Source organism: Xanthomonas sp. NCPPB 901 (genome assembly GCF_056725085.1).
In genome coordinates this window covers 2275431-2301498 of the sequence record NZ_CM161511.1, presented here as the reverse complement: position 1 = coordinate 2301498, position 26068 = coordinate 2275431, and the positions used below count along the sequence as shown (strand labels likewise).

Sequence of the window (26068 nt, the reverse complement as noted above, 5' to 3'; positions counted from 1 at the left end):
ATGCCCCTGCGCGCATACCATGGCGACCCAGACCTGCGCCGGCAGGCGATCGACACGCTGCAATCCCTGGAAAAGGCCGGGCGATGGGAGCATCGCCCGCTGTACTGGAACGGCGAGGTCGGCAGCTTCATCGGCAGCCTGCTGCAAGGCGACGACCTGGACCGCTGGGAAGCCGATTACGGCCTGCCGAAGTGGCTCGCCCTCACGATCGATTCGATGGTCGCTGCCAATTCGACGCTCGGTGTGTCCTGGGGCATCCACCTGATGCAGGGCATTGCGCCTGGCATGGCGATGGACACCGCGGGTAGCCGCAGCCTCCTGGAGCTGCTCAACGGCCAAACCCACGGACTGAACCACCTGGACGCTGCCGCGGGCCTGGCCGAAGCGCTGGAAGGCGTGGCCGCGCTGCATGCGGCACGCCTGGCGGGCCAGGACATCGACAGCGCCAGCTGGCGCAAGGCACGCCGCGCGGCGGTCGCGCAAACCGATGCGCAGACGCCCGGGTCGGTGGCCGCATCCGTGGGAACGTGCATCGAAGCCGCGGCCTGGGACCCGATGCAGTCCCGCAGCGCCGTGTCGGACACGCTGCGCGGCTGGATGAACGCACGTATCGCCGCGAACATGGCCGTCTACCCCTGGGGCCAGGCAGAAGACGACGACATGAAGCAGGTGCTGGAAACCTTGCATGCGGAAGACGTGGCCGGCCGCGAGCCCGGGGACACCAACTACACCAATGTCTTCACTCTGCTGGAGCAAAAGCATCCCGAGAAAGCGAAGCGGCTGAGAGCCTACTACCGACAACAGAAGAGCCAGTACGGCAAACAGTGGCGCCAGGCGGCGCTGGTGATGCAGAACATCCTGCATGCGGCCGACGGCGACGCGCCCGCAGCGCTCATCCCCCGCAAGCACCTGTTCGCCAACCCGGCGCGGGCCTCCATGAGCATCAGCCCGGACGGGCAATGGCTGGCATGGCTGGCAGACGGCGATGGCGTGATGAACATCTGGGCCGCGCCCAGCAGCAACCCGCGCGAGGCCCGGCAGATCACCCGGGACACGCGTCGCGGCATCCAGAGCTTCAATTGGACCTACGTTCCCGGCATGCTGCTGTTCTCGCAGGACCGCGATGGCGACGAGAACTTTCAGGTGTTCGGCGCCGACCTCTCGGACGGGAGCCTGCGCGCCTTGACGCCTTCGGCGGCCGGCGTCCGCACGGGCGTGCAAAGCATCAGCCGGGAGCGGCGCGAGGAAATCGCGATCGTCTCGAACGCGCGCGACGCACGCTTCTTCGATGTGCATGTGCTGAATCTGCACACCGGAGAGATGCAGTGCATGGAAGAGAACACCGGCTTTGCCGGCTTCGTGGTGGATGCGCGCTACCAGGCGAAGCTGGCCGTGCGCAACACACGCGATGGCGGCAGCGAATGGCTGCGGCGCGATGCCGCCGGGGTGTGGCAGCCCTGGCAGGTGTTCTCGGCGGAAGACGGCCGCAGTTCGGCCCCCTCCCATTTCGACGTCGAGGGCCGCACGCTGTACGCCTACGACAGCCGCGGTCGCGACACCGCCGCACTGGTAGCGATCGATTGGAACAGCGGCGCCATCACCGTGCTGGCTGAAGACCCGCGCGCCGACATCGGCGGCATGATCACCGATGTGGCCAGCTACCGTCCCCTGGCCTACGGCGTGACCTACGAGCGCTTCAAGCTGCACATGCTGGACGACGCGATCGAGCGCGACATCGAAACCCTCGACGGCTATGCCGGTGATGGCGAATGGCGCCTGACCTCGCGCACCGAAGACGACCAGCAATGGGTCGTCGCCCTGTCGTCCGATACGCGACCGTCCTCCACATGGCTGTATGACCGCAAGAAGCAAGCCATGCAGCACCTGCTGGATCTGCGTCCCGAACTCACCTGGGTTCCGCTTGCGCGGATGCAGCCGGTGGTCATTCCGGCGCGCGACGGCCTTTCGCTGGTGTCCTACCTGACGGTGCCCGCAGGCTCCGAGGGGGGCGACCTGCGCACCACCTCGCCGTTGCCGCTGGTGATGCTGGTGCACGGCGGCCCCTGGTCGCGCGATGGCTTCGGCTTCAACCCCATGCACCAATGGCTGGCCAACCGCGGCTACGCGGTGCTGAGCGTCAACTTCCGCGGCTCGACCGGCTTCGGCAAGCGCTTCGTCAACGCCGCGGACGGCGAATGGGGCCGCAAGATGGACGAGGACCTGGAAGACGCCGTGACCTGGGCCATCGAGCGCGGCATCGCCGATCCCAAGCGCTTGGCCATCTTCGGCGGCAGCTACGGCGGCTACGCGGTGCTGTCGGCGCTCACCCGTTACCCGTCGCGCTACGCCTGCGGCATCGACGTGGTCGGGCCGTCCAACCTGGAAACGCTGTTGGCATCTATTCCGACCTACTGGGAGGCGGACCGCATCCGCCAGCACCGTGCGATGGGCGACCCGGCCACCGCGGAGGGACTGGCTCAACTGCGCGACCGCTCGCCCCTGCATCGCGCCGCGCAGATCTGCGCGCCGCTGCTCATTGCCCAGGGCGCGAACGACCCGCGCGTGAAGCAGGCGGAGTCCGAGCAGATGGTCGCCGCCCTGCGGCAGAGCGGTATCGCGGTGACCTATGCGCTCTACACGGACGAAGGCCATGGCTTCGTGCGGGAAGCCAACCGCATGTCGTTCAATGCGCTGTGCGAAGACTTCCTGGCCCGCCACCTGGGTGGCCGCGCCGAAGCGTGGTCGGCAACGGACTACCCAGGCCATTCGCTGCTGCTGGCGCACCATACCGCACGCCATGTCGCATGAGGGGCGCTGTCGCCACCGGTTGCGCGCTATCGCGTTCTGCACGTAGCGCGCATCCGACAGCGCGTCTGGTCCACTGACCGACGGGCATTGCGTGGACGCATCGAGCCAATCGCGCGGCGGCCTGAAGGGCCGCCGCAGGTTTTTCGTCGCACCGGGAGTGGGGGCAGGCGGCAGGTCGCCGGTGGCCGAGCGGCGATCGCGGAGGCGAGATGCGCCACGGCGCCGGCACCGTGTGTCCGCGTTCCACCGCGCACGCGTTCGCGACACGCACGCGAATCGCTCCGGGTGCGCAGCGCTCGAGTCATGCACCCCGGCCTGCGGTTACGCAGGCCGGAAGCGTCCTCAATCGGCTGCGCGCAATCCGAATCCGGCGCCGCGCGCCAGGCTGTCGAAGCCCGGGAACGACGTCGCCACGTTCGCCACGTCCTCGATCCGCACCTCGCCCTGCGCCAGCTGACCGGCGATGGCGAAGGCCATGGCGATGCGATGGTCGCCGTGGCTCTCGATGGTCCCCGCGCCTAGCGTGCCGCCGTGGATGGTGGCGCCGTCCGGGGTTTCGTCGACGACGATGCCGAGGCTGCGCAGGCCGGTGGCCATCGCCGCCAGGCGGTCCGATTCCTTGACCCGCAGTTCCGCCGCGCCGCTGACCACGGTCTGGCCGTCGGCGGCAGCCGCGGCGACGAACAGCGCCGGGAACTCGTCGATCATGTCCGGCACCACGGCCTCAGGAATCCGCGCACCGCGCAGCGGCGCGTAGCGCACGCGCAGGTCGGCGACCGGCTCGCCGCCGTGTTCGCTGTGGTTGTGTTCGACGATGTCCGCGCCCATCAGCCGCAGCGCCGCAAGCAGGCCGGTGCGGCGCGGATTGAGCCCGACCGCCTTGAGGGTGATGTCCGAGCCGGGAATGATGCTGGCGGCGACGATAAAGAACGCCGCCGAGGAGAAGTCCGCCGGCACCGCGATGTCGGTGGCGCACAGGCGCTGGCCGCCGCGCAGCCGCGCCTGGCCCGGCGCGAACGCGATCTCCACGCCGAACGCGGACAGCATGCGCTCGGTGTAGTCGCGGGTGGGATGCGGTTCCTGCACCGAGGTAACGCCTTCAGCGTAGAGCCCGGCCAGCAGCACCGCCGACTTGACCTGGGCACTGGCCACCGGCGAGACGAAGTCGATGCCGCGCAGCGGCTGGCCGCCATGGATGCGCAGCGGCGGCACGCCATTGGCCTCGGTGTCGATGCGCGCGCCCATCAGCGCCAGCGGCTCGGTCACCCGGCGCATCGGCCGCTTCGACAGCGACGCATCGCCGACCAGCACGCTGTCGAACGGCTGCGCCGCGAGCAGCCCGGCGAGCAGGCGCATGCCGGTGCCGGCGTTGCCGCAATCCAGCGCGCCCTGCGGCGCCTGCAGCCCATCCACGCCCACGCCATGCACGATGCGCTGCGACGGCGACGGCGTCTCGATCCGCACCCCGAGCTTGGCAAAGATCGCCGCCGTCGCGCGCGTATCCTCGCCCTCGAGAAACCCCTCGATCCGCGACGTGCCATCGGCCAACGCCGCGAACATCACCGCCCGGTGCGACACCGACTTGTCCCCCGGCACCGTCAGCGTGCCCTGCAGCGCAGTGCCGCGCGTTGCGATCCAGCCTTGCTCGTTGCTCATCATCGTTCCTGAAAGTCCAACCACCCGAATATCCACTACCACCCGACGACACGGATGCCGCTAACGCGCGTTGGCGCTACCGCTACGACTACCGTACCCACTCCCTCACCGCTGTTGCTGTTGCTGTTGCTGTTGCTGTTGTTCTTGCTGTTGTTCTTGCTGTTGCAGTTGCTCTCAATCCCCCGTGAGGGCTGGCGGACACGACGGGTAAAACCCCGCCAGGGGCGACGCGCAGGATGCGCGTCGTTTTCGGCAGGCACATGGATGTGCCTTCCGAAAATTCCCGTCGTGTCCGCGGACCCCGCGCGCAGCGCGGGGCAGCCCGCCCGGGGGTGTGTTTCTTTTGGTTACTTTTCTTTGCACAAGCAAAGAAAAGTAACTCGCGCAAAGCGCGAAAGCCTTTGCCTTTAGCCTTTGCCTTTAGCCTTTGCCGTTGCAATTGAAGAAGAGATTTCACCTTCCAGGGAACGCCTGGTCGCGGCTGAAACCGCTCCTACAGGCCCGCCTCTCGTCGTGCCCAAAGCGCCCTGCAGCGGTCAGAGCCGAAGCAACAGAGCAACCACCTCAAGGCACCGCCACCGGATACGACCCCAACACCTTGATCTGCGCCGAATGCGCCTTCAACTCCGCCAACGCCGCCTTCATCGCCTCATCCTCCACATGCCCCGCCAGATCGATGAAGAACCCGTACTCCCACTTCGCCTGATGCGAAGGCCGCGACTCGATCCGGTTCATGCTGATCCCATGCCGCGCGAACGGACTGAGCACATCGAACAGCGCACCCGGCTTGTCGTGGATGAACACCAGCACCGAGGTGCGATCGTGCCCGGACGGCGGGAAGATCTGCCGCCCGATCACCAGGAAGCGCGTGGTGTTGTCCGCGTCGTCCTCGATCGACTTCATGATGACCTTCTTCAGCGCATACACATGCGCCGCGCTCTCCCCGCCGATCGCCGCCGCATCGTCGGCATTGCGCGCGCGGCGCGCGCCCTCGGCGTTGCTGGAGACCGGAATCTTCTCCACCTTCGGCAGATTCGCGCGCAGCCAGCCGGCGGTCTGCGCGAACGACTGCGGATGCGCATAGATCCGCTCGATCGCGTCCAGCCGCCCGCTGCGCGAGAGCAGGAACTGGTGCACGCGCAGCTCGGTCTCGCCGCAGATCTTCAGATTGGAGGTCAGGAACATGTCCAGGGTGACCTGGATCGTGCCCTGCCCCGAGTTCTCGACCGGCACCACCCCGAAGTCGGCGTTGCCGCTTTCCACTTCCTGGAACACTTCCTCGATGGTGGCCATCGGCAGGCCCACCGCCGAACGGCCGAAGTGCTTGAGCACCGCCTGCTGGCTGAAGGTGCCTTCCGGCCCCAGGTAGCCGATCTTCAGCGGCTCCTGCTGCGCCAGGCACGCGGACATGATCTCGCGGAACACGTGCACCAGCACTTCGTCGCTGAGCGGGCCCTGGTTGCGGTCCACCACCATGCGCAGCACCTGCGCCTCGCGCTCGGGGCGGTAGTAGTCCACCGCGGCGGCGAGCTTGCCCTTGGCCTTGCCGACCTGGTGCGCGAACTGCGCGCGCTCGGCGATCAGCGCCTGGATGGTGCGGTCGATCTCGTCGATCTTGGCGCGCACGTCGGCCAGGGCCGGCGTGGCGGCCGGCGCCGGTTCGGCGGACTTGGATTTGGCCGGCTTGGCGGCGGCGGGGGATTTCTTCGGCTTGGCGGCCATGGATCGGGGGTTCCTCGGTGGTCCGGATCGCCGCAGCGATCCGGTCGCGGCTGACGCCGCTCCTGCAAAAGATCGGCGACTCAGCCGTGGCGCTGCTGGAAGTCGTGCATGAACGCGACCAGCGCCTGCGCACCGGCCAGCGGCATGGCGTTGTACAGCGACGCGCGGATGCCGCCGACCGCCTTGTGGCCCTTCAGCGCCAGCAGGCCGGCCGCCTTGGATTCGGCGACGAAGCGCGCGGTGAGGGTCTCGTCCGGCAGGAAGAACGGGATGTTCATCCGCGAGCGCACCGCCGCCACGACCTCGTTGCGGTAGAAGCCGCCGGAGGCGTCGATCGCCGCGTACACCAGCGCCGACTTGGCCTGGTTGCGCGCGGCGAACGCCTCCACCCCGCCCTCGGCCAGCATCCACTTGAACACCAGCCCGGCCAGGTACCAGTTCCAGGTCGGCGGGGTGTTGAGCATGGAGTCGCGCGCCACGTGCGAGCGGTAGTCGAAGATGTCCGCGCGCGGCTGCCCGGCGCGTTCGAGCAGGTCGCGGCGGAGGATCACCACCGTGACGCCGACCGGGCCGAGGTTCTTCTGCGCACCGGCGTAGATCAGCGCGTACTTGCTCACGTCGATCGGCTCGGAGGCGATGCTGGAGCTGAAGTCGGCGAACAGCGGCACCGCGCCGACGTCCGGCGTGTCGCGGAACTCCACGCCGTGGATGGTCTCGTTGGCGGTGATGTGCACGTAGGCGGCATCGTCGCGCAGCTGCCAGTCGGCGCGCGGCGGGATGTCGCGGAAGCCGCCGGCCTCGCTGCTGGCGGCCACGTGCACGTCGACGTAGGGCCCGACCTGCTTGATCGCGGTCTTGCTCCAGTGCCCGGTCACCACGTAGTCCACGGTCTGCCCGGGCGCGGCGAAGTTCAGCGCCAGCAACGCCTGCTGGGTGGTGGCGCCGCCGGCCAGGAACAGCACGGCGTAGTCGTCGGGAATGCCGATCAGCCGGCGCAGGTCGGCGTCGGCCTGCGCCGCCACCTCCATGAATTCGGCGCCGCGGTGGCTCAGCTCCACGATCGAGGCGCCCACGCCGTTCCACTCCAACATCTCCGCCTGCGCCTGGCGCAGGACCGATTCCGGCAACGCAGCGGGGCCGGCACTGAAATTGAACGCGCGCGTCATGGGACACCTATCGGACAGGACCCCTAGTATGCCGCAGCGCAACAGCTTGTTGCCCGGGCAATTTAGGTTGCATTTGCATCCATTCGCCCGGCGTATGCGTAGTCTGTGCTGAAGTCCCCGTCACCGCTCGCCCCCTTCGCTCCAGGAGTCCGCCATGTCGTTGCGCGATGCCCTCACCGTCCCCAGCCGCGAGATCACCGACGAAGCGGTCTACCGCGAGCGACGGCGCTTGCTGCAGGCCCTGGCGCTGACCCCGGTGGCCGGCCTGGTCGGCTGCGCCGACGCCGAGCCGCCGGCACCGCCGAAGACCGTGGTGACGCCGGAGCAGGCGCGCAGCGGGTTCCGTACCAACGAGGAACTGACCCGCTACGAGGACGTGACCAGCTACAACAACTTCTACGAGTTCGGCACCGACAAGACCGATCCGTCGAAGGCGGCCAAGACCCTGCGCACCTCGCCGTGGTCGGTGAAGGTGTCCGGCGAGTGCGAGAAGCCCGGCACGCTGAGCCTGGACGACCTGCTCAAGGGCCACACGCCCGAGGAGCGGATCTACCGCCTGCGCTGCGTGGAAGGCTGGTCGATGGTGATCCCGTGGCTGGGGGTGCCGCTGGGCGAGGTGCTCAAGCGCTTTGCGCCGACCTCCAAGGCCAAGTACGTCGCCTTCACCACCCTGGCCGATCCGCAGCAGATGCCCGGCATCCGCTACAGCTCGATCGACTGGCCCTACAAGGAAGGCCTGCGCATCGACGAGGCCATGCATCCGCTGACCCTGCTCGCCACCGGCCTGTACGGCAAGCCGCTGCCGCAGCAGAACGGGGCACCGCTGCGGCTGGTGGTGCCGTGGAAGTACGGCTTCAAGAGCATCAAGTCGATCGTCGAGATCCGCTTCGTCGAGCGCATGCCGGAAACCGCCTGGCACGAGCTGCAGCCGTCCGAGTACGGCTTCTTCTCCAACGTCAATCCGGCGGTGGACCATCCGCGCTGGAGCCAGAAGACCGAGCGCCGCATCGCCGGCAAGGCCAGCAAGCTGTTCGCCGAGCGCATTCCCACCCGCCCGTTCAATGGCTATGCCGACCAGGTGGCGTCACTGTATGCGGGGATGGATCTGAAGAAATGGTATTGAGCGGAGGCCGGGAATGGCGAACCGGGAATCGGGAATGGGAAACGCGCGGCGCCGGGTGGTGGCGTCGCGCGATGGCTGGCACCACGGTCGGCGCGTCTCATGCCGCCTTTGCCCACACCGCGCGATGACGGCGCATGGCTAAGACCTCGACTTCGTTGATTGCCGCCAAGGCGGTGGTGCATGCGCTGGCGCTGGCGCCGATGGCGTACCTGGGCTGGCAGTTCTGGCAGGTGTGGCAGACCGGCGGCGACGCCCTGGGGGCCGATCCGGTGGCCGAGGTCGAGCACCGCACCGGGCTGTGGGCGCTGCGGCTGTTGCTGCTGACCCTGGCCATCACCCCGCTGCGGCAGTTGACCGGACAACCGGTGCTGCTGCGGTTCCGGCGCATGCTCGGGCTGTACGCGTTCTTCTATGCCAGCGTGCATCTGGCGGCCTACCTGGGGCTGGACCTGCGCGGCTACTGGACGCAGATCTTCGAGGAGATCGTCAAGCGTCCGTACATCACCGTCGGCTTCCTGGCCTGGCTGCTGCTGGTGCCGCTCGCGGTCACCTCCACCCAGGGCTGGATGCGCCGGCTCAAGCGCAACTGGGGCAAGCTGCACAAGGCGATCTATGCGATCGGCGTGCTCGCCGTGCTGCACTTCTGGTGGCTGGTGAAGTCGGACATCCGCGAACCGCTGCTGTACGCGGCGATCCTGGCGGTGCTGCTGGGCTGGCGCGGCTGGCGGGCGCTCAGCGCGCGCCGAACCACAGCAGGCCGCTGAGCGCGGCGGCCAGCAGCAAGGCGCTGAGCAACAGCCACGGCCAGCGCCGCACGGTGGCCGGGCGCGGGGCCACCGCCGGCGTCAGCGCCAACGCGGCCAGGGCCGGGTCGTCGCGCAGCGGCTCGGCACCGACCATCTGCGGCACTTCCAGCACGAACCGGTGCTGGGCATCGAACACGACCTGATCGCCGGGCTGCAGCCAGCAGCTGCGCACGGCGATGCCGTTGACCTGGGTCTGCGCATCGCCGAAGCCGCGCAGCAGCACCCGCTCGCCGTGCCGCTCCAGGCGCGCGTGCTGCTCGGCGCAGGCCGGATCGTCGATGCGGATGTCGCAGTCGCGCAGGCGGCCGACGCTGCGCACCCGGTCCACGGTGAAACTGCGGCCATGGTGCGGGCCGCCGACACCGCGCAACACCAGGCGCGGATCGTCGTGTTCGGCCTCGCTGACCTCGGGCAGGCGCTGCAGCGGCTCGCACTTGCCCTGCACCACCATCTCCACGCCGTCGGCGTAGACCGCGTCGCCGGCGCGCAGCAGGGCCATGCGCCGCACCGGGCGGCCGTTGACATGGATGCCGCGGCTGCCGTTGGCGACCTGCAGCCACAGCCCGCGCCGGTCGAGGCAGAATTGCGCCAGCAGCAACGCGCCCTGGGTGTCGTCGACCACGCTGACCTGGCCGGAGGCCAGCCGCACGATGCGATGCACGCCCGCGCGCAGGGGCCGGTCGGGATGTTGGCGGTTGCTGAAATGGACTTGCAGATCGTGCACGGCGGGCAGCCTAGCAGGTTGCCCGCGCGCGCAGAAGCGCGCGCGCTGGACAATGCATCGCGCATACGCACAATGCCTGATCGTTCACGCGGGCACCCGCCCGCACAGGAGCCAGCATGTCCAGCATCGACATCCGCCACGACCACGCCATGTCCCCCGCGCAGGCCCGCAAGGCCATCGAAACCGCCGCCAGGAAACTGGCCGAGCGCTTCGACCTGGAATCGCACTGGGACGGCGACGCCCTGCTGTTCTCGCGCTCGGGCGTGGACGGCCGCATCGAACTGCTGCCCAAGCAGGTGCATGTCACCGCCGAGCTGGGGTTCCTGCTGTCGGCGATGAAGGGCACGGTGGAGAGCGAGATCCGCCGCGTGCTGGCGGAAAAGCTGGGCTGATGCGCGATCGAGCCCCTCTCCCACCGGGAGAGGGGTTGGGGTGAGGGTACGGCGCCAAGCGCTGGTGGAACTGACTACACGAGGCGCGCCCGTCCCCTCATCCGCCCCTCCGGGGCACCTTCTCCCGAGGGGAGAAGGAACAGTTCAAGCCCCTCTCCCCCCGGGAGAGGGGTTGGGGTGAGGGTGCGGCGCGAAGCGCTGGTGGAACTGGCTAAACGAGGCTGCGCCCGTCCCCTCATCCGCCCCTGCAGGGCATCTTCTCCCGAGGGGAGAAGGAACGACCAAAGCCGCTCTCCCCCCGGGAGAGGGGTTGGGATGAGGGCGCGGCCCCCGACTCACTCCAACGCAAACGGATCCGGATCGCCCGCGAACAACCGCCGCGACACGGCGCGCTCGGTGGTCTCGATATCGCCGATGAAGCCTTCCGCGTCGCCCAGCTTGGAGAACGCGTCGAAGCCGCGCTCCAGGAAGCCCTGCAGTTCCGACAACCCGGCCGCCTTGGCCGGGCCGCGCGCGAAGCGCAGCAACATGCGCACGCCGGGCGTGTGCACCGCGTTGGCCAGGCCCAGGCCGACGCGGGCGATCAGATCGATCTGGCGCTGGCGCAGCCGCGGCAGTCCGGTCTGCCGATAGGCCTGGGCATACAGCGCCTCGTCCAGGCGCTTGCGCCGTGGCGCCAGGGCCTGCAGCGCCGCGGCCATGCGCAGGTCCAGGGCGTGGGTCAGCGCGCCCAGCTCGATGCCGTCGGCGACCGTGTCCAGCAACGCCGCCGGCATCAGCCGCTGCATCATCGGCAACACCTTGACGATGTCGGCGTCGCGGCGGCTGAAGTCGCGGTCGCCATAAACGTCGGTAAGGAAGAACATCGCCGCCGGGCGCCGCTGCGGATCCTCCAGGAAATGCTCGAAGCTGCGCTCCAGCCGCTGCGACTGCCAGCGCCGCAGTTCCTGCAGCCAGCGCAGCGCGTTGCGCGGTTCGCGCACGGGGTCGTGCAGCGCCTGGTGCCACGCCAGGCGGCGGCCGAGTCGTTCCAGGACGGGATTGCTGCGCGCCATGGCCGCCGATGATGGTCGCAGCCCGGCACGACCGCAAGCGTCGCCGCGCTCGGCTACACTCGCGCCACTGCCTCCTGCGGACCGCGCATGCTTTCCCTCCATAGCGCCTCGCCCCGTCCCCATTCCAACGGCCGCATCGGTCTGGCCATCGCCGGCGGCGGCCCGATCGGCGGCATGTACGGCCTCGGCGCGCTGCGTGCCCTGGACGAGGCGCTGGACGGACTGGACCTGACCCGCCTGGATTGCTATGTCGGGGTCAGCTCCGGGGCCTTCCTCACCGCCGGCCTGGCCAACCGGGTCAGCAGCGCCGAGATCTGCCGGATCTTCGTCACCGGCAACAGCGACGATGCGCACTTCCGCCCGGAAGACTTCCTGCGGCCCAACGTCTACGAGTACCTGCGCCGCGCCGCGACGCTGCCGCGGCTGGCCTACGGCTGGTGGCACGACCTGCTCACCGAGCCGCGCAAGACCCGCTGGTCCGACCTGATCACCCGCTTCGGCGGGCTGGTGCCCAGCGGCCTGTTCGACAACGCCGGGGTCGAGCGCTTCCTGCAGGACGTGTTCAGCCGCCGCGGCCGCAGCAACGATTTCCGCGACCTGGATACCAGCCTGTTCGTGGTCGCGGTGGACCTGGACAGCGGCCGCACGGTGCGCTTCGGCGAGCCGGGCATGGACCACGTGCCGATCTCGCTGGCGATCCAGGCCAGCGCCGCGCTGCCGGGACTGTACCCGCCGGTGCAGATCGACGGGCACCATTACGTGGACGGCGCGCTGCGCCGCACCATGCACGCCTCCACCCTGCTGGAGCGCGGTATCGACCTGATGATCGGAATCAACCCGCTGGTGCCCTACGACGCCACCCATGCGCCGCGCCGCAATGGCCACATCGACCGCGCGCGGCTGCTCGCCGGCGGCCTGCCGGCGGTGCTGTCGCAGACCTTCCGCACCCTGCTGCAATCGCGCATGCAGGTGGGGCTGGAGAAATACGCGCAGCAGTACCCGCAGGTGGACCAACTGGTGTTCGAGCCCAACGCCAACAACAGCGAACTGTTCTTCACCAATCTCTTCAGCTACGCCGCGCGCCACCGCGTGTGCCAGCTCGCCTACCGCAACACCCTGGCCGACCTGCGCCGCAACGCGCAGACACTGGAGCCGCTGCTGGCCGCGCACGGCATCGCGCTGCGCCACGCGATCCTGAACGACCGCCACCGCACCTTCCTCGATGGCGTGGACGTGCAACCGCGGCGCATGACCGAGACCACCGCGCGGCTGCGCCGTGCGCTGGACGACGTCGACCAGGTCATCGCCAACCGCCGCGCCAGGCGCCGCACCCACCGTTCGCCGGAGGCGTAGCGCCGACGTCGCCCGCGTACGCCGCTTGCCCGCTGCGCACGCTGGTGTGATTACTCTAGTCACAGTCCCGAGTCTCAAACTCCGCCACTCATCCGCCGAAGGAACCGCACCGTCATGGCCACTCTGAAGAAATCCGCGCGCAAGAAGCGCAGCACCGCCACTGCCGCCGACGACACCCTGCAGGCGCAGGCGGAGAAGCTGTCCAAGCGCCTGGGCGAATCGGCGCAGCAGGTCTGGCTGGCCGGGGTCGGCGCCTTCGGCCGCGCCCAGGCCGAAGGCGGCAAGCTGTTCGAGACCCTGGTGAAGGAAGGCCTGAGCCTGGAGCAGAGCACGCGCAAGCTGGCCGGCGGCGGCGTCGACGCGGTGCGCGATGCGGTGGAGAACCGGGTCGGCCAGGCCCGCGAGCGCGCTGCCGACACCTGGGACCGCCTGGAAAAGGTGTTCGAGGACCGCGTGCAGCGCGCTCTGCGTCGCCTGGAAGTGCCCAGCCGCGAGGACCTGGGCGCGCTGATCGAACGCGTGGACGCGCTCAATGGCGAACTGCGGCATCTGCGCGGCGGCCGTGCGTCGCAGGCCTCGGGCAAGGCGCCGGCAACGAAGAAGGCCACCAAGAAGACCGCCGCATCGCACGCCGGCACCGCCAAGCGCGCGGCACCGGCGCGCCGACGCGCCGGCCCGGTGGTCGCCAAGGTCGCGCCAGCCAGGAACGCAACCGCGCCCAAGCGCCGCAGCCGCACGCAAAGCGCGACGCCGACCCCGGCCGAGTAACCGGATTGTTGCAAAGCAACACGTTTTTCCAGACAATCGAAGCGGACCCGCCAGTCCATCAGAAGACCGTTTGCTCCCCTCCCCTCTCGGCTTCGGACTGGCGGGTCTTCTCTTGTCCGCCTTCCACCGCCGTCGCCTTGCCGGCGCCGTGACACGCTGGCGATACACTGACTTCTTTCGGCGCGTGTGCGGGTGCGAGCATGTTTTCCTGGATAGCGGCCGCGATCTTGGCGATCGCGGCATGGCTGGCGGCCAGTCTCTACCTGTGGCTGGTGCGGCGCCGCGAGAATGAGACCACCGCCGGACTGCATGCGCTGGCCGGCCTGCACTGGCGCGATTTCTCCTACATGGTGCGGCGTGCGATGCGCGAACAGCGCGACCTGCACGATGCGGCCGTGGACGACGCCGCGTCCAAGGAACCGCAGAGCGACTTCGTGATGACCCGCGGCGATGCGCGCTGGCTGCTGTCGTGCAAGCACGGCCGCGCGTACCGCATCGGCTCGGCCGCGGTCAACGAACTGGGCGCGGCGGCGCGGCTGATGGGCGCGCAGGGCGGCATCCTGATCACCGAGGGCAAGGTGCAGCGCGACGGCATCGCCGCGGCCGAGAAGCAGGCGGTGGAAATCCTCGACGGCCGGCGCATCTGGCCGATGCTCAAGCGCTACCTGCCCAGCGAGCTGGAAGACGGCGTGATCGGCGCCAGCCGCCGCCGCGCGCAGCGCCACATCGCCATCGCCGGCCTGGCCTCGCTCGCGTTGGGCGTGGTGACCGGGGTCGGTGCGTTGGCGCTGCAGCAACCCGAAGCGACACCCGCATCCGTGGCCGCGCCCGCGCCTGCGCCCGCCGCTGCTGCGGCCCACACGCAGGCGCCAGCCACGTCGACGACTGCCAGCGAGGCTGCGCCCCAGCAGGCGCTCGATGCCGGCGGCGATCTGGCCGAGCCCGACCCCGCCACCGAACAGCGCAATCGCCAGAACCTGTCCAAGGCCCTGGCCACCACGCCGGGCGTGATCCGTGGCATCTGGCAGACGCAGATGACCCTGGTGGTCGACCGCAGCGGCGACGATGCCCAGGTGTGGCCGCGCATCTGCCGCGAAGTGGAACGCTACCCGACCCTGCGCACGGTCCGCATCCAGCTCAATCCCCGCCCCGGCCGTGCGGAACCGGTGCGTTGGCGGCAATGTAGGACGTTTTGAGCCGGGATTGGGGAATCGGGAATGGGGAATCGGTAGAGCGGGCTATCGGCATGCCGTGCACATGCGCGCGCACCTGTCTGACAAGACAGCAGTGGCACCGCGTGCAGCCAGCGCTTTTGCGATTCCCGATTCTCCATTCCCGATTCCCCGCCCCGCTACCAATGCACGCCCCGCATCAACGCAGCAAACGCGATCTGCTCCTGGCTCGGTTTGGCCTCGCGTAGCGCCTTGCGGTCGCCCTTGGCCGCGGCCGAATCGGGGAACAGTTCGAAGGCGGTGTTCATCACCACCTCGTAGGCTTTCGGCGCCACCGCGTTGACCAGGGCGGCGAAGATGCCCAGGCGCGTGGCCACGCGGCTGGGGCGTTCGATGATCGCCTTGACCATCAGGTCGGCGGCTTCGTCCACGCTCAGCGTCGGCACGCTGTCGTACATCTTGGTCGGGGCGATCATCGGCGTCTTCACCAGCGGCATGTTGACCGTGGTGAAGCTGATGCCCTTGCCCGACAGCTCGCCCTGCGCGCAGCGGCTCCAGGCGTCCAGCGCCGCCTTGGAGGCGACGTAGGCGGAGAAGCGCGGCGAGTTGGCCAGCACGCCGATCGAGCTGACGTTGATGATATGGCCCTTGCGCCGCGCGGTCATGCCCGGCAGCACGCCCATGATCAGGCGCAGGCTGCCGAAGTAGTTCAACTGCATGGTCCGCTCGAAATCGTGGAAGCGGTCGTAGCTCAGTTCGATCGAGCGGCGGATCGAGCGGCCGGCGTTGTTGATCAGCACATCGACATGGCCGTGCGCCTCCAGCACGGTCTTGAGCAGGCGGTCGCAGTCGGCCAGGTCCGACAGGTCGGCGGTGTAGGCGAACACCTTGCCGCCCTTGGCGTTCATCGCGTCGCGTGCGGCATGCAGTTCCTGCTCGCCGCGCGCCACGATGATGGTGATGGCGCCGGCCTCGGCGACGCGCTGCGCGGTGGCCAGGCCGATGCCCGAGGAACCGCCGGTGATCAGCACCACCTTGCCGCGGACCTTGCCCTTGAGCGAGCGGTCGACGAACAGGTCCGGATCCAGGTGCCGCTCCCAGTGATCCCACAGGCGCCAGGCATAGTCCTCCAGCCGCGGCACGGCGATGCCGCTGCCCTTGAGCGCGCGCTCGGTCTCGCGGCTGTCGAAGCGCGTGGGATAGGTGATGAACTTCAGCACCTCGCGCGGGATGCGGAAGTCGCGCAGCAGCATGCCGGTGAAGCGGCGGATCGGCGGCAGGCTGCCGACCGCGGCGCGAATGCTGGAGGGCACGAACGCGAACATGCGCGCGTCCACCCGCAAGGTCATTTCCGGGGCGTGGCCGGCACGGCAGAACACGTTGAGCACCTCGCCCACCCGCAGCGGCTCGGGGTCGGTGAGGTGGAAGGTGTGGCCGTCGAGCTTGGGCTTGTGCGCGATGTGGTCCATCGCATCGGCGACGAAATCCACCGGCACCAGGTTGATCCGGCCGCCCTCGATGCCGAGCATCGGCGCCCACGGCGGCAGCAGCTGGCGCAGCTTCTTGATCAACGGGAAGAAGTAGTACGGGCCGTCGATCTTGTCGATGGCGCCGGTGCGCGAATCGCCGACCACCATCGCCGGGCGGTAGATGCACCACTTGATCCGGGTCTCGGCGCGCACCAGCGCCTCGGCGTCGTGCTTGGTGCGCAGATAGGGATCGTCCAGCCCTTCGGCTTCCTCGAACATGTCCTCGCGGAAGATGCCCGGGTACAGCCCGGCCACCGCGATCGAACTGGTGTGGTGGAAGATGCCGGCGCCGAGGTGCGCGGCCAGTTCCAGCGCGTTGCGGGTGCCGTCGAGGTTGGCGACGCGCTGTTCCTCGGCCTTGGCGGTGAGGTCGTACAGCGCGGCCAGATGGAAGAAATGCTTGACCTTGCCGTGCAGCGCCTTGCGCTGCGCCGCAGACAGCCCGCAATACTCGGCGCCGACGTCGCCATGCAGCACCACCAGGCGCTTGGGATCCCAGCCCTGCTCGCGCACCAGCGCATCGAACTTGCGCTGCGACTCCTTGCGCAGCAGGACATGCACGACGCCCTTGCGCCGCATCAGCCTGGCCATCAGATAGCGGCCGATGAAGCCGGTGGCGCCTGTCACGAAATACGTCATGCCGAACCATCCCTCGTTCCGCGGCCACGGCCCCTCGCCCAGCCTCGGCGCTAACTTGCCAGAGTGCGGCAGGCAGGACAAACGCACGCCGGCGTATGGCGCGCATGCGGCGCCGCAGCATCGTGCACCGCCGAGGCGACTGCGGGCACCTCGCCCTCCAGTTTCGCCACCATCCAGCCGATGTAGTTCGCCCTTTGCGAGCGGCGCTTGCTCCCCGCTTGTGGGATCGGCCGAGACGCACGCGTTTTTGGTAACGCCCGTCGGGCACATCCACTCCCCCCCGGGCAGGTACGCGTAGAAGCGGCTGTTGCCCCCTTTTCGGGACCAGCCGCGATGCAGCGTTCCGTGGCATGCCGTCGCGGCTGGAGCCGCCGCTGCGCGATGCGGTGATGCAGGCGAAAGCAGGCGTTCAGCGCTGCAAGTCAGGCACTCCCGGACGATGCGTGCATCGTATGAGCGCCGCCGCGCGCCGGACTCAGCGCGCGCCGGGCGAGAACCGCGCGACCAGGTCGTAGGTGTCGCCGAGGAACACCTGGCGCACAAAGGTCACCGCCTGCTCGCCGCGCCAGGTGCGGCGGTCGATCAGCAGGCAGGCGGTGCCGGCCGGTACCTGCAGCCGTGCCGCCTGCGCGGCACTGGCGCCGACCGCGCTGATGCGGTGTTCGGCGCGGGTCCACGGCACATGCTGCAACAGCCAGCTGCCGGGCACGGTGACCGCGAAGTCCATCTGCAAGGCCTCCGGCACCGCCACCGGATTGATCACCCGCTCCTCCAGCGCGAACGGGCGGCCGTCGGCGTAGTGCAGGCACTGCAACGCCAGCAGGCTGCCGCCCGCGGCGACCTCGGCCTCCTGCGGCAACGCCGCGCGCGGCGCGCGCTGCCGGCGTTCCAGCAGTTCGAAGCGATAGGCATGGCCACGCGCGGCGACCTCGACCGGGATGTCCGGGATCTCCAGCGCGACCTGCTCCATGTGCGGATGCGGGCGCGCCACGAACGAGCCGGCGCGGCGCCGGCGTTCGATCATGCCGGCGTCGGCGAGCAGCGCCAGCACCTTGTTGACGGTCATGCGCGAGCAGCCGTACTGCGCCATCAATTCGTGCTCGAACGGGATGCGATGGCCGGGCGGCCATTCGCCGCTGCGGATGCGCGCCTCGATGTCGCGGCGGATGCGCTGGTTGAGCGGCAGCGCCGGTGTGGCCGGCGTCATCGGCGGCCCGCGCCACGGCGCGTAGACCATCTCGTATACGTTGCGCGCCTCATGCGTCCAGCAACCGGGCCAGCGCACGCGCGTAGCGGGCGGCGACCGCCTCGCGCTGCAGGTGGCGGCCCTCGCGGACCAGCTCGCGGCCGTGGCGCCACACCGAACGCACCGCACCGCCGCGCGCGGCGAACACCCAGCTATCCAGCCAGGCGTCGCCATGGCGCGCCTGCATTGCCGGATGCGCGGCGTCCAGTTCGACCAGGTCGGCCGGCGCGCCCTCGCGCAGGCCCTGGGCGACGCCGAGCGCCTGCGCCGCGCCCTGCGCGGCGGACTGGAACAGGAAACGGCCGCTGGACAACGCGGTGTCGCCGGTGAGCACGTTGCGCCCGCGCAGGCCCAGGCGCTGGCCGTATTCGAGCAGGCGCAGCTCTTCGGCCGCGTCGATCAGCACGTTGGAGTCCGAGCCCACGCCGAAACGGCCGCCGGCGCGCAGGAACGCCGGCATCGGGAACAGGCCGTCGCCGAGATTGGCCTCGGTGATCGGGCACAGCCCGACCACCGCGCCGCTGGCGGCGATGCCCTGCACTTCGGCGGCATCGACATGGGTGGCGTGCACCAGGCACCAGCGCGCATCCACCGGCGCGTGCGCCAGCAGCCACTGCACCGGCCGCTGCCCGCTCCAGGCCAGGCAGGCGTCGACTTCGCGGGTCTGCTCGGCGATGTGGATGTGCACCGGGCCGTCGCACAGCGGCAGCAGCGCCGCCAGTTCGTCCGGGGTGACCGCGCGCAGGCTGTGCGGGGCCAGGCCCAGCACCGCGTCGTCCAACCCCTGCAGGGCGCGGCGGCTGCCGTCCAGCAGCGCGGCGAAGCCGTCCACGTCATGCAGCAAACGCTGCTGCGCCGGGTTCGGCGCGGCGCCGCCGAAATCGGCGTGCGCGTAGAACACCGGCAGCAGGGTCAGGCCGATGCCGCTGGTGTGCGCCGCGGCGGCCAGGCGCTGCGCCATCTCGGCACGGTCGGCGTAGGGCCGGCCGTCGGCGGCGTGATGCACGTAGTGGAACTCGCCGACCCGGGTAAAGCCGGCCTCGAGCATTTCCACGTAGGCCTGCTCGGCGATGGCCTGCAGATCGTCGGGGTCCAGCCGCTGCAGGAAGCGGTACATCAGCTCGCGCCAGCTCCAGAAGCTGTCGCCGCTGCGGCCGCCGATCTCGGTCAGCCCGGCCATGCCGCGCTGGAAGGCGTGGCTGTGCAGGTTGCCCAGCCCCGGCACCACGATGCCCAACTGGCGATCGCCCAGGACGGCAGCCACGCCGCTGTCCACCGTAACGATGCGGCCGCCGCGCACGCCGATGCGCACGTCGCGCGCCCAGCCCTGCGGCAGCAACGCGTGCGCGCACCAGAATTCGCCCGATCCCGCGTTGCCGCTGGCCTGCTGCTGCACCTGGGTCTGCACTGGACACCCTCCATCGACCGCAATATTGTATATACAAAATAACCGACGAGCCCGCCCGTGACCATGCCCTGCGACACGCTCTGGCACAACGCGCACCTGATGACGCTGGACGCCGAGGATGGCGGACTGGGCCTGGTCCGCGACGGCGTGGTGGCCTGCCGCGACGGCCGCATCGTCTATGCCGGCGCGGCCGCGCAGTTGCCCGGCCCGCTGTCGGCGCAGCGCAGCGTCGACTGCGGCGGGCGCTGGATCGGCCCCGGCCTGATCGACTGCCACACCCACCTGGTCTATGCCGGCAACCGCGCCGGCGAGTTCGAGCAGCGCCTGCTCGGCGCCAGCTATGCCGACATCGCCCGTGCCGGCGGCGGCATCGTCTCCACCGTGCGCGCCACCCGCGCCGCCGACGAGGACGCCCTGCTCGCCGCCAGCCTGCCGCGGCTGGACGCGCTGCTGGCCGAAGGCGTGACCACGGTGGAGATCAAGTCCGGCTACGGCCTGACCCTGGAGGACGAACTGCGCCTGCTGCGCGTGGCGCGGCGCCTGGGCGAACTGCGCCCGGTGGCGGTGTCGCCGACCTTCCTCGGCGCGCACGCGGTGCCGCCCGGCGCCGAGGCGCAGGCCTACATCGACGAGGTCTGCGAGCGCATGATCCCGGCGGTCGCCGCGCAGGGCCTGGCCGAGGCGGTGGACGTGTTCTGCGAGCACCTGGCGTTCACCCCGGCGCAGACCGAGCAGGTGTTCCAGGCCGCGCAACGGCATGGCCTGGCGCTGAAGATCCACGCCGAACAGCTGTCCAACCAGGGCGGCGCGGCGCTGGCCGCGCGCTACGGCGCGCGCTCGGCCGACCATGTCGAATACCTGGACGACGCCGGCGTCGCCGCGATGGCCGCCGCCGGCACCGTGGCGGTGCTGCTGCCGGGCGCGTTCTATTTCACCCGCGATACCCAGCTGCCGCCGATCGCCGCGCTGCGCGCCGCCGGCGTGCCGCGCGCGCTGGCCACCGACTGCAACCCCGGCACCTCGCCGCTGACCAGCCCGCTGCTGGCGATGAATCTGGCGGCGACGCTGTTCCGGCTGACCGTGGCCGAGTGCATCGCCGGCTTCACCCGCGAGGCGGCCCGCGCGCTCGGGCGCCAGGATCAGGTCGGCCGGCTGCGCGCCGGGCTGGCCTGCGACCTGGCGATCTGGGACATCGCCGAACCGGCCGAATTGGTCTATCGCATGGGCTTCAACCCACTGCATGCGCGTATCTGGAGAGGACAATGAGCGACGACGAGATCCTGCTGCGCCCCGGCGCGGTCAGCCTGGCGCAGTGGCGCGCCGTGTACCGCGGCGCCGGCGTGCGCCTGGACCCGGCCTGCACCGACGCGGTGCTGCGCAGCGCGCAGGCGGTGGAGGCGATCGTCGCCACCGGCGCGCCGGTGTACGGCATCAACACCGGCTTCGGCAAGCTGGCCAGCGTGCGCATCGAACGCGACGACCTGGAAGCCCTGCAGCGCAACATCGTGCTGTCGCACGCGGCCGGGGTCGGCGCGCCGATGCCGGTGCCGGTGGTGCGGCTGATGATGGCGCTGAAGCTGGCCAGCCTGGCCCAGGGCGCCTCCGGCGTGCGGCCGCAGACGCTGGCGCTGCTGGAAGCGCTGCTGCGCCATGAGGTGATCCCGGTGGTGCCGTGCCAGGGCTCGGTCGGCGCCTCCGGCGACCTGGCGCCGCTGGCGCACCTGGCCACGGTGATGCTGGGTGTCGGCGAGGCCTTCGTCGGCGACGCGCGCCTGCCGGCGGCGCAGGCGCTGGCGCGGGCCGGGCTGCAGCCGCTGACGCTGGGCGCCAAGGAAGGCCTGGCGCTGCTCAACGGCACCCAGTACTCCACCGCGTATGCGCTGGCCGGCTTGTTCGAGATCGAGCGCGTGTTCCAGGCCGCGCTGGTCGCCGGCGCGCTGTCCACCGAAGCCGCCAAAGGCTCGGACACCCCGTTCGATCCGCGCATCCACGCGCTGCGCGGCCAGCCCGGGCAGATCGCCACCGCCGCCGCGCTGCGCGCCCTCATGCACGACTCGGCGATCCGCGATTCGCACCGCGACAACGACGTGCGCGTGCAGGACCCGTACTGTCTGCGCTGCCAGCCGCAGGTGATGGGCGCGGCGCTGGACGTGATGCGCCAGGCCGCCACCACCCTGGCCACCGAGGCCAACGGCGTGTCGGACAACCCGCTGGTGTTCAGCGACACCGGCGAGGCGCTGTCCGGCGGCAACTTCCATGCCGAGCCGGTGGCCTTCGCCGCCGACATGCTGGCGCTGGCGGTGTGCGAGATCGGCTCGATCAGCGAGCGCCGCGTCGCCATGCTGGTGGATCCGGCGCTGTCCGGGCTGCCGGCGTTCCTGACGCCCAAGCCCGGCCTCAACTCCGGTTTCATGATCCCGCAGGTCACCGCCGCAGCGCTGGTCTCGGAGAACAAGCAGCGCGCCTATCCGGCCAGCGTCGATTCGATCCCGACCTCGGCCAACCAGGAAGACCACGTGTCGATGGCCGCGCACGGCGCGCGGCGCCTGCTGGCGATGGCCGAGAACGCGGCCAACGTGGTCGGCATCGAGTTGCTGGCGGCCGCGCAGGGCTGCGACTTCCACGCGCCGTTGCGCTCCAGCGCCGCGCTGGAGGCGGCGCGCGCGCTGCTGCGCGCCCGCGTGCCGGCACTGCAGGACGACCGCTACTTCCACCCGGACATGCTGGCCGCCACCGCGCTGGTGCGCGACGGCACGCTGGCAGCCGCTGTGGAGATGGCGTTGCCTGAAGTCATGTCCTGATCCAAAGAACCCGTCGTAGGAGCGGCTTCAGCCGCGACAGGGCTTTACCGGGTAATGCCCCGTCGCGGCTGAAGCCGCTCCTACAGAACAGCACAACGCGCGAGGCCGTATGACATCCCTGCCCGACTGGCTCAGTGTGCACCGCGGCGATGCGCCGCTGATCCTCAGCTTCCCGCATACCGGCACCGCGCTGCCGGAACCGCTGGCCGACGGCTTCGTCTCGCCGTGGCTGGCGCAACGCGATGCCGACTGGTGGGTGCACCTGCTGTACGACTTCGCCACGGCAATGGGCGCGACCACCGTGCGCACGGCGATCTCGCGCTCGGTGATCGACGTCAACCGCGACCCGGCCGGGGTGTCGCTGTATCCCGGGCAGAACACCACCGGGCTGTGTCCGCTGACCACCTTCGACGCGCAACCGCTGTACCGGCCCGGCGCCGAGCCGGATGCGGCCGAGATCGACGCGCGCCGCACGCGCTGGTTCGTGCCCTACCACGCCGCCCTGGACGCGGAGATCGCGCGCCTGCGCGCGCTGCACCCGGCGATCGTGGTGTACGACGCGCATTCGATCCGTTCGCGCATCCCGCACCTGTTCGACGGCGAGCTGCCGCAGTTCAACATCGGCAGCGCCGGCGCCACCGGCGCGGTGGATACCAGTTGCGCGGCGGCGCTGACCGATGCGGTCGAACGCGTCTGCGCCGGCAGCGGCTTCAGCCACGTGCGCAACGGCCGCTTCAAGGGCGGCTGGAGCACCCGCCACCACGGCGCGCCGGCCGACGGCGTGCACGCGATCCAGATGGAGCTGGCCTGCCGCGGCTACATGCACGAGCCGGACACGGTCGACCCCGCCAGCTGGCCTTCGCCCTGGCAACCCGACGCCGCCGCGCCGCTGCGCGCGGTACTGCAGCAGGTGCTGCAGGCATGCCTGGACTTCGCTCGCCACCCCACCGCGTCCGGTCGCGCTGCCGACTGACGCGCGCACCGCGTTCCGCCTTCCGCGCATCCACCTGAGGATTCCCGCATGACCCGCCTCGACGCCACCCGCCGCATCCACGCCCCCACCGGCAGCACCCTCACCGCCAAGAGCTGGCTGACCGAAGCGCCGCTGCGCATGCTGATGAACAACCTGCACCCGGACGTGGCCGAGCGCCCGCAGGAACTGGTGGTGTACGGCGGCATCGGCCGCGCCGCGCGCGACTGGGAGAGCTTCGACGCCATCGTCGAAACCCTCATCCGCCTGGACGACGACCAGACCCTGCTGGTGCAGTCGGGCAAGCCGGTCGGCGTGTTCCGCACCCATGCCGACGCGCCGCGGGTGCTGATCGCCAACTCCAACCTGGTGCCGCGCTGGGCCAACTGGGACCACTTCAACGAGCTGGATCAAAAGGGCCTGGCCATGTACGGCCAGATGACCGCCGGCAGCTGGATCTACATCGGCGCCCAGGGCATCGTGCAAGGCACCTACGAGACCTTCGTGGAAATGGGCCGGCAGCACTACGGCGGCGACCTGTCCGGCAAGTGGCTGTTCACCGGCGGCCTCGGCGGCATGGGCGGCGCGCAGCCGCTGGCCGCAGTGATGGCCGGCGCCTCGTGCCTGGCGGTGGAATGCCGCAAGAGCAGCATCGACATGCGCCTGCGCACCGGCTACCTGGACACCTGGACCGATTCGCTGGACGAGGCGCTGCGCCTGATCGCCGAAGCCTGCGCGGCGAAGACGCCGCGCTCGGTCGGCCTGCTCGGCAACGTCGCCGACGTGCTCGCCGAGCTGCTGGCGCGCGGCGTCAGGCCGGACCTGCTGACCGACCAGACCTCCGCGCACGACCCGGTCAACGGCTACCTGCCGCAGGGCTGGACCGTCGCGCAATGGGACGAAAAGCGCGTCTCCGCGCCGAAGGAAGTCGAACAGGCCGCGCGTGCCTCGATGGCCAACCACATCCGCGCCATGCTCGGCTTCCATGCCCTCGGCGTGCCCACCGTGGACTATGGCAACAACCTGCGGCAGATGGCGCTGGAAGAAGGCGTGGCCAACGCCTTCGACTTCCCCGGCTTCGTCCCCGCCTACATCCGGCCGCTGTTCTGCCGCGGCATCGGCCCGTTCCGCTGGGCCGCGCTGAGCGGCGACCCGGAGGACATCGCCAGGACCGACGCCAAGGTCAAGGAACTGATTCCCGACAACCCGCACCTGCACCGCTGGCTGGACATGGCCGCCGAGAAGATCCAGTTCCAGGGCCTGCCGGCGCGGATCTGCTGGGTCGGCCTGGGCGATCGCGACCGCCTGGGGCTGGCGTTCAACGAGATGGTCGCCAAGGGCGAACTGAAGGCGCCGGTGGTGATCGGCCGCGACCACCTGGACAGCGGCAGCGTCGCCTCGCCGAACCGCGAGACCGAGGCCATGGCCGACGGCTCGGACGCGGTGTCCGACTGGCCGTTGCTCAACGCCCTGCTCAACACCGCCAGCGGCGCCACCTGGGTGTCCTTGCACCACGGCGGCGGCGTCGGCATGGGCTTCTCGCAGCACGCCGGCATGGTCATCGTCTGCGACGGCACCGAGGCGGCGGCCAAGCGCATCGCCCGGGTGCTGTGGAACGACCCGGCCACCGGGGTGATGCGGCATGCCGACGCCGGCTATCCCATCGCCCTGGAGTGCGCCCGCGACAAGCACCTGGACCTGCCCGGCATCCTGCGCTGAGGCCGGCGCGGCGTCCGTCGCCTGGCGGCGGCGGACGGCCGGCGCGGCGCGGCGCCAAACCGGAACTGCGTCACCGCTTGGACGATACGCCCTCAAGATCGGCCGCAACACGCCGACAAGGGATGCAACGTTTCAAGGAGCCTGCATGGGCATCCTGATCTATCTCACTCCTGCCGTGGCGCTGTGGGCTGCCGTTGCCACAGCGTTCGCGCATGGCTTGTTCCAGCGTCTGGGGCATGCCTATCAGCGCGACGCGACTGCGAAGGAGACGATCGCGCGGTATCAGGCGGCGCTGAGCCAGCTGAAGGCGCAGGCCGCCGCCAGCGCGCAGGAACTGGAAACGCTGCGCCAGGACCACGAGCGCCTGCGTGCGACCTACGAGTACGAGTCGGCACCCGCGGCGGCCGCGGCCGCGCCTGCAGGCGCGCCTGCCACGGCACCACCGAAGGCGGCGCCGGTGTCGCCCCCTGCAGCGCCGCCGTCGACCATCGCCCTGGCGCAGATCGACATCGCCGACGAGGTCGGCACCCTGCTCGCGCACGTCGCGCGGGTGGCGCGCAGCATCCGCCGCTACAGCGCGTTCAGCCGCGGCCACAACGGGCCGGAGCCGGCCAGCGCGCGCTACGACCTGCACTGGCTCTCGGACTGCCTGCACAACCTCGACCAGGTCGGCCACGCGCTGGCCCGCAACAACATGGAAACCCTGACCGCGGCCTGCACCGAACTGCTGACCATGTACGAGCAGTACCTGCGCGACGGCTCCGGCTACAACAGCCGCGACACCTTCCAGCGGCTCGGCAGCCAGGTGCCGCTGGCCGAAGTGACCGATGCGATTCGTTCCATCGCCGCCAAGGCCTCGCTGGCACGGCAGGCACAGGCCGCGCAGGAACAGGCCGCGCATGCGCACGAACGCATCGCCGACAGCCGCCAGACCGACGCCTTGCCGATGCTGTAACGGCGGCAGCCGTGCCGGCGACCGCGGCCGCCACCGGCCGCGGCCCGCGTTGACCG

The 26068-nt window shown here is 70.1% G+C and carries 20 protein-coding genes; 12 read left to right on the top strand and 8 right to left on the bottom strand.

The window, feature by feature from the left end:
• The gene (locus tag AC1PME_RS09515) at window positions 1-2808 is read left to right on the top strand and encodes a S9 family peptidase (RefSeq protein ID WP_481097951.1); all 2808 of its coding nucleotides are present in this window, start codon (window positions 1-3) and stop codon (window positions 2806-2808) included.
• Between the two features lie 342 nt (window positions 2809-3150).
• Here AC1PME_RS09515 and aroA read toward each other — a convergent pair whose 3' ends face one another.
• From aroA to serC, 3 genes are all read right to left on the bottom strand, one after another.
• The gene (gene aroA / locus AC1PME_RS09510; protein ID WP_481097950.1) at window positions 3151-4467 is read right to left on the bottom strand and encodes a 3-phosphoshikimate 1-carboxyvinyltransferase; all 1317 of its coding nucleotides are present in this window, start codon (window positions 4465-4467) and stop codon (window positions 3151-3153) included.
• A gap of 561 nt (window positions 4468-5028) precedes the next feature.
• Window positions 5029-6186 (bottom strand): prephenate dehydratase, encoded by a 1158-nt coding sequence (gene pheA / locus AC1PME_RS09505; RefSeq protein WP_254457827.1) that lies wholly within the window; start codon window positions 6184-6186, stop codon window positions 5029-5031.
• 80 nt (window positions 6187-6266) lie between these two features.
• Window positions 6267-7352, bottom strand: coding sequence for a 3-phosphoserine/phosphohydroxythreonine transaminase (gene serC, locus AC1PME_RS09500; RefSeq protein ID WP_254457826.1), 1086 nt, complete (start codon window positions 7350-7352; stop codon window positions 6267-6269).
• 154 nt (window positions 7353-7506) lie between these two features.
• Between serC and msrP the strand changes: the two genes are divergently transcribed.
• Together msrP and msrQ are read left to right on the top strand one after the other, a co-directional pair.
• Window positions 7507-8475: a protein-methionine-sulfoxide reductase catalytic subunit MsrP gene (gene msrP, locus AC1PME_RS09495; RefSeq protein ID WP_254457825.1), complete on the top strand. Its 969-nt coding sequence runs from the start codon at window positions 7507-7509 to the stop codon at window positions 8473-8475.
• Between the two features lie 134 nt (window positions 8476-8609).
• Window positions 8610-9239, top strand: coding sequence for a protein-methionine-sulfoxide reductase heme-binding subunit MsrQ (gene msrQ / locus AC1PME_RS09490; RefSeq protein WP_307550141.1), 630 nt, complete (start codon window positions 8610-8612; stop codon window positions 9237-9239).
• Here the strand turns inward: msrQ and AC1PME_RS09485 are convergent.
• A complete protein-coding gene (locus AC1PME_RS09485; protein WP_254457823.1) occupies window positions 9208-10005 on the bottom strand; it encodes an FHA domain-containing protein in 798 nt (265 codons plus the stop codon). The genes msrQ and AC1PME_RS09485 overlap by 32 nt on opposite strands.
• Window positions 10006-10121: 116 nt before the next feature.
• On the opposite strand from AC1PME_RS09485, the gene AC1PME_RS09480 reads away from it, so the two are divergent.
• Window positions 10122-10397: a polyhydroxyalkanoic acid system family protein gene (locus AC1PME_RS09480; protein WP_254457822.1), complete on the top strand. Its 276-nt coding sequence runs from the start codon at window positions 10122-10124 to the stop codon at window positions 10395-10397.
• 335 nt (window positions 10398-10732) lie between these two features.
• Here the strand turns inward: AC1PME_RS09480 and AC1PME_RS09475 are convergent, their stop codons facing one another.
• Window positions 10733-11452, bottom strand: a complete 720-nt coding sequence (locus AC1PME_RS09475; protein ID WP_254457821.1) for a DUF8198 family protein — start codon at window positions 11450-11452, stop codon at window positions 10733-10735.
• A gap of 87 nt (window positions 11453-11539) precedes the next feature.
• Between AC1PME_RS09475 and AC1PME_RS09470 the strand changes: the two genes are divergently transcribed.
• The 3 genes from AC1PME_RS09470 (at window position 11540) to AC1PME_RS09460 (ending at window position 14769) form a co-directional block, all read left to right on the top strand.
• On the top strand, window positions 11540-12805 hold the full coding sequence (locus AC1PME_RS09470) for a patatin-like phospholipase family protein (protein WP_254457820.1): 1266 nt from the start codon (window positions 11540-11542) through the stop codon (window positions 12803-12805).
• 114 nt (window positions 12806-12919) lie between these two features.
• Window positions 12920-13573, top strand: coding sequence for a phasin family protein (locus tag AC1PME_RS09465; protein ID WP_254457819.1), 654 nt, complete (start codon window positions 12920-12922; stop codon window positions 13571-13573).
• Between the two features lie 200 nt (window positions 13574-13773).
• Entirely contained in the window at window positions 13774-14769 is a 996-nt protein-coding gene (locus tag AC1PME_RS09460) for a restriction endonuclease (RefSeq protein ID WP_481097949.1), read from the top strand.
• 155 nt (window positions 14770-14924) lie between these two features.
• Here AC1PME_RS09460 and AC1PME_RS09455 read toward each other — a convergent pair whose 3' ends face one another.
• The 3 genes from AC1PME_RS09455 to AC1PME_RS09445 form a co-directional block, all read right to left on the bottom strand.
• Entirely contained in the window at window positions 14925-16913 is a 1989-nt protein-coding gene (locus tag AC1PME_RS09455) for an SDR family oxidoreductase (RefSeq protein ID WP_481097948.1), read from the bottom strand.
• A gap of 475 nt (window positions 16914-17388) precedes the next feature.
• The gene (gene hutC, locus AC1PME_RS09450; protein WP_307552938.1) at window positions 17389-18120 is read right to left on the bottom strand and encodes a histidine utilization repressor; all 732 of its coding nucleotides are present in this window, start codon (window positions 18118-18120) and stop codon (window positions 17389-17391) included.
• Between the two features lie 49 nt (window positions 18121-18169).
• A complete protein-coding gene (locus AC1PME_RS09445; RefSeq protein ID WP_481097947.1) occupies window positions 18170-19567 on the bottom strand; it encodes a formimidoylglutamate deiminase in 1398 nt (465 codons plus the stop codon).
• Window positions 19568-19630: 63 nt separating this feature from the next.
• Between AC1PME_RS09445 and hutI the strand changes: the two genes are divergently transcribed.
• From hutI to AC1PME_RS09420, 5 genes are all read left to right on the top strand, one after another.
• On the top strand, window positions 19631-20833 hold the full coding sequence (hutI, locus tag AC1PME_RS09440; protein ID WP_254461398.1) for an imidazolonepropionase: 1203 nt from the start codon (window positions 19631-19633) through the stop codon (window positions 20831-20833).
• Window positions 20830-22368, top strand: a complete 1539-nt coding sequence (hutH, locus tag AC1PME_RS09435) for a histidine ammonia-lyase (RefSeq protein ID WP_481097946.1) — start codon at window positions 20830-20832, stop codon at window positions 22366-22368. The genes hutI and hutH overlap by 4 nt, the downstream gene beginning before the upstream one ends.
• Before the next feature lie 109 nt (window positions 22369-22477).
• The gene (gene hutG / locus AC1PME_RS09430; RefSeq protein WP_481097945.1) at window positions 22478-23341 is read left to right on the top strand and encodes an N-formylglutamate deformylase; all 864 of its coding nucleotides are present in this window, start codon (window positions 22478-22480) and stop codon (window positions 23339-23341) included.
• A gap of 48 nt (window positions 23342-23389) precedes the next feature.
• Window positions 23390-25057, top strand: coding sequence for a urocanate hydratase (gene hutU / locus AC1PME_RS09425; RefSeq protein ID WP_481097944.1), 1668 nt, complete (start codon window positions 23390-23392; stop codon window positions 25055-25057).
• A 145-nt stretch (window positions 25058-25202) separates the two neighbouring features.
• The gene (locus AC1PME_RS09420; RefSeq protein WP_481097943.1) at window positions 25203-26012 is read left to right on the top strand and encodes a hypothetical protein; all 810 of its coding nucleotides are present in this window, start codon (window positions 25203-25205) and stop codon (window positions 26010-26012) included.
• Window positions 26013-26068: the final 56 nt, after the last annotated feature.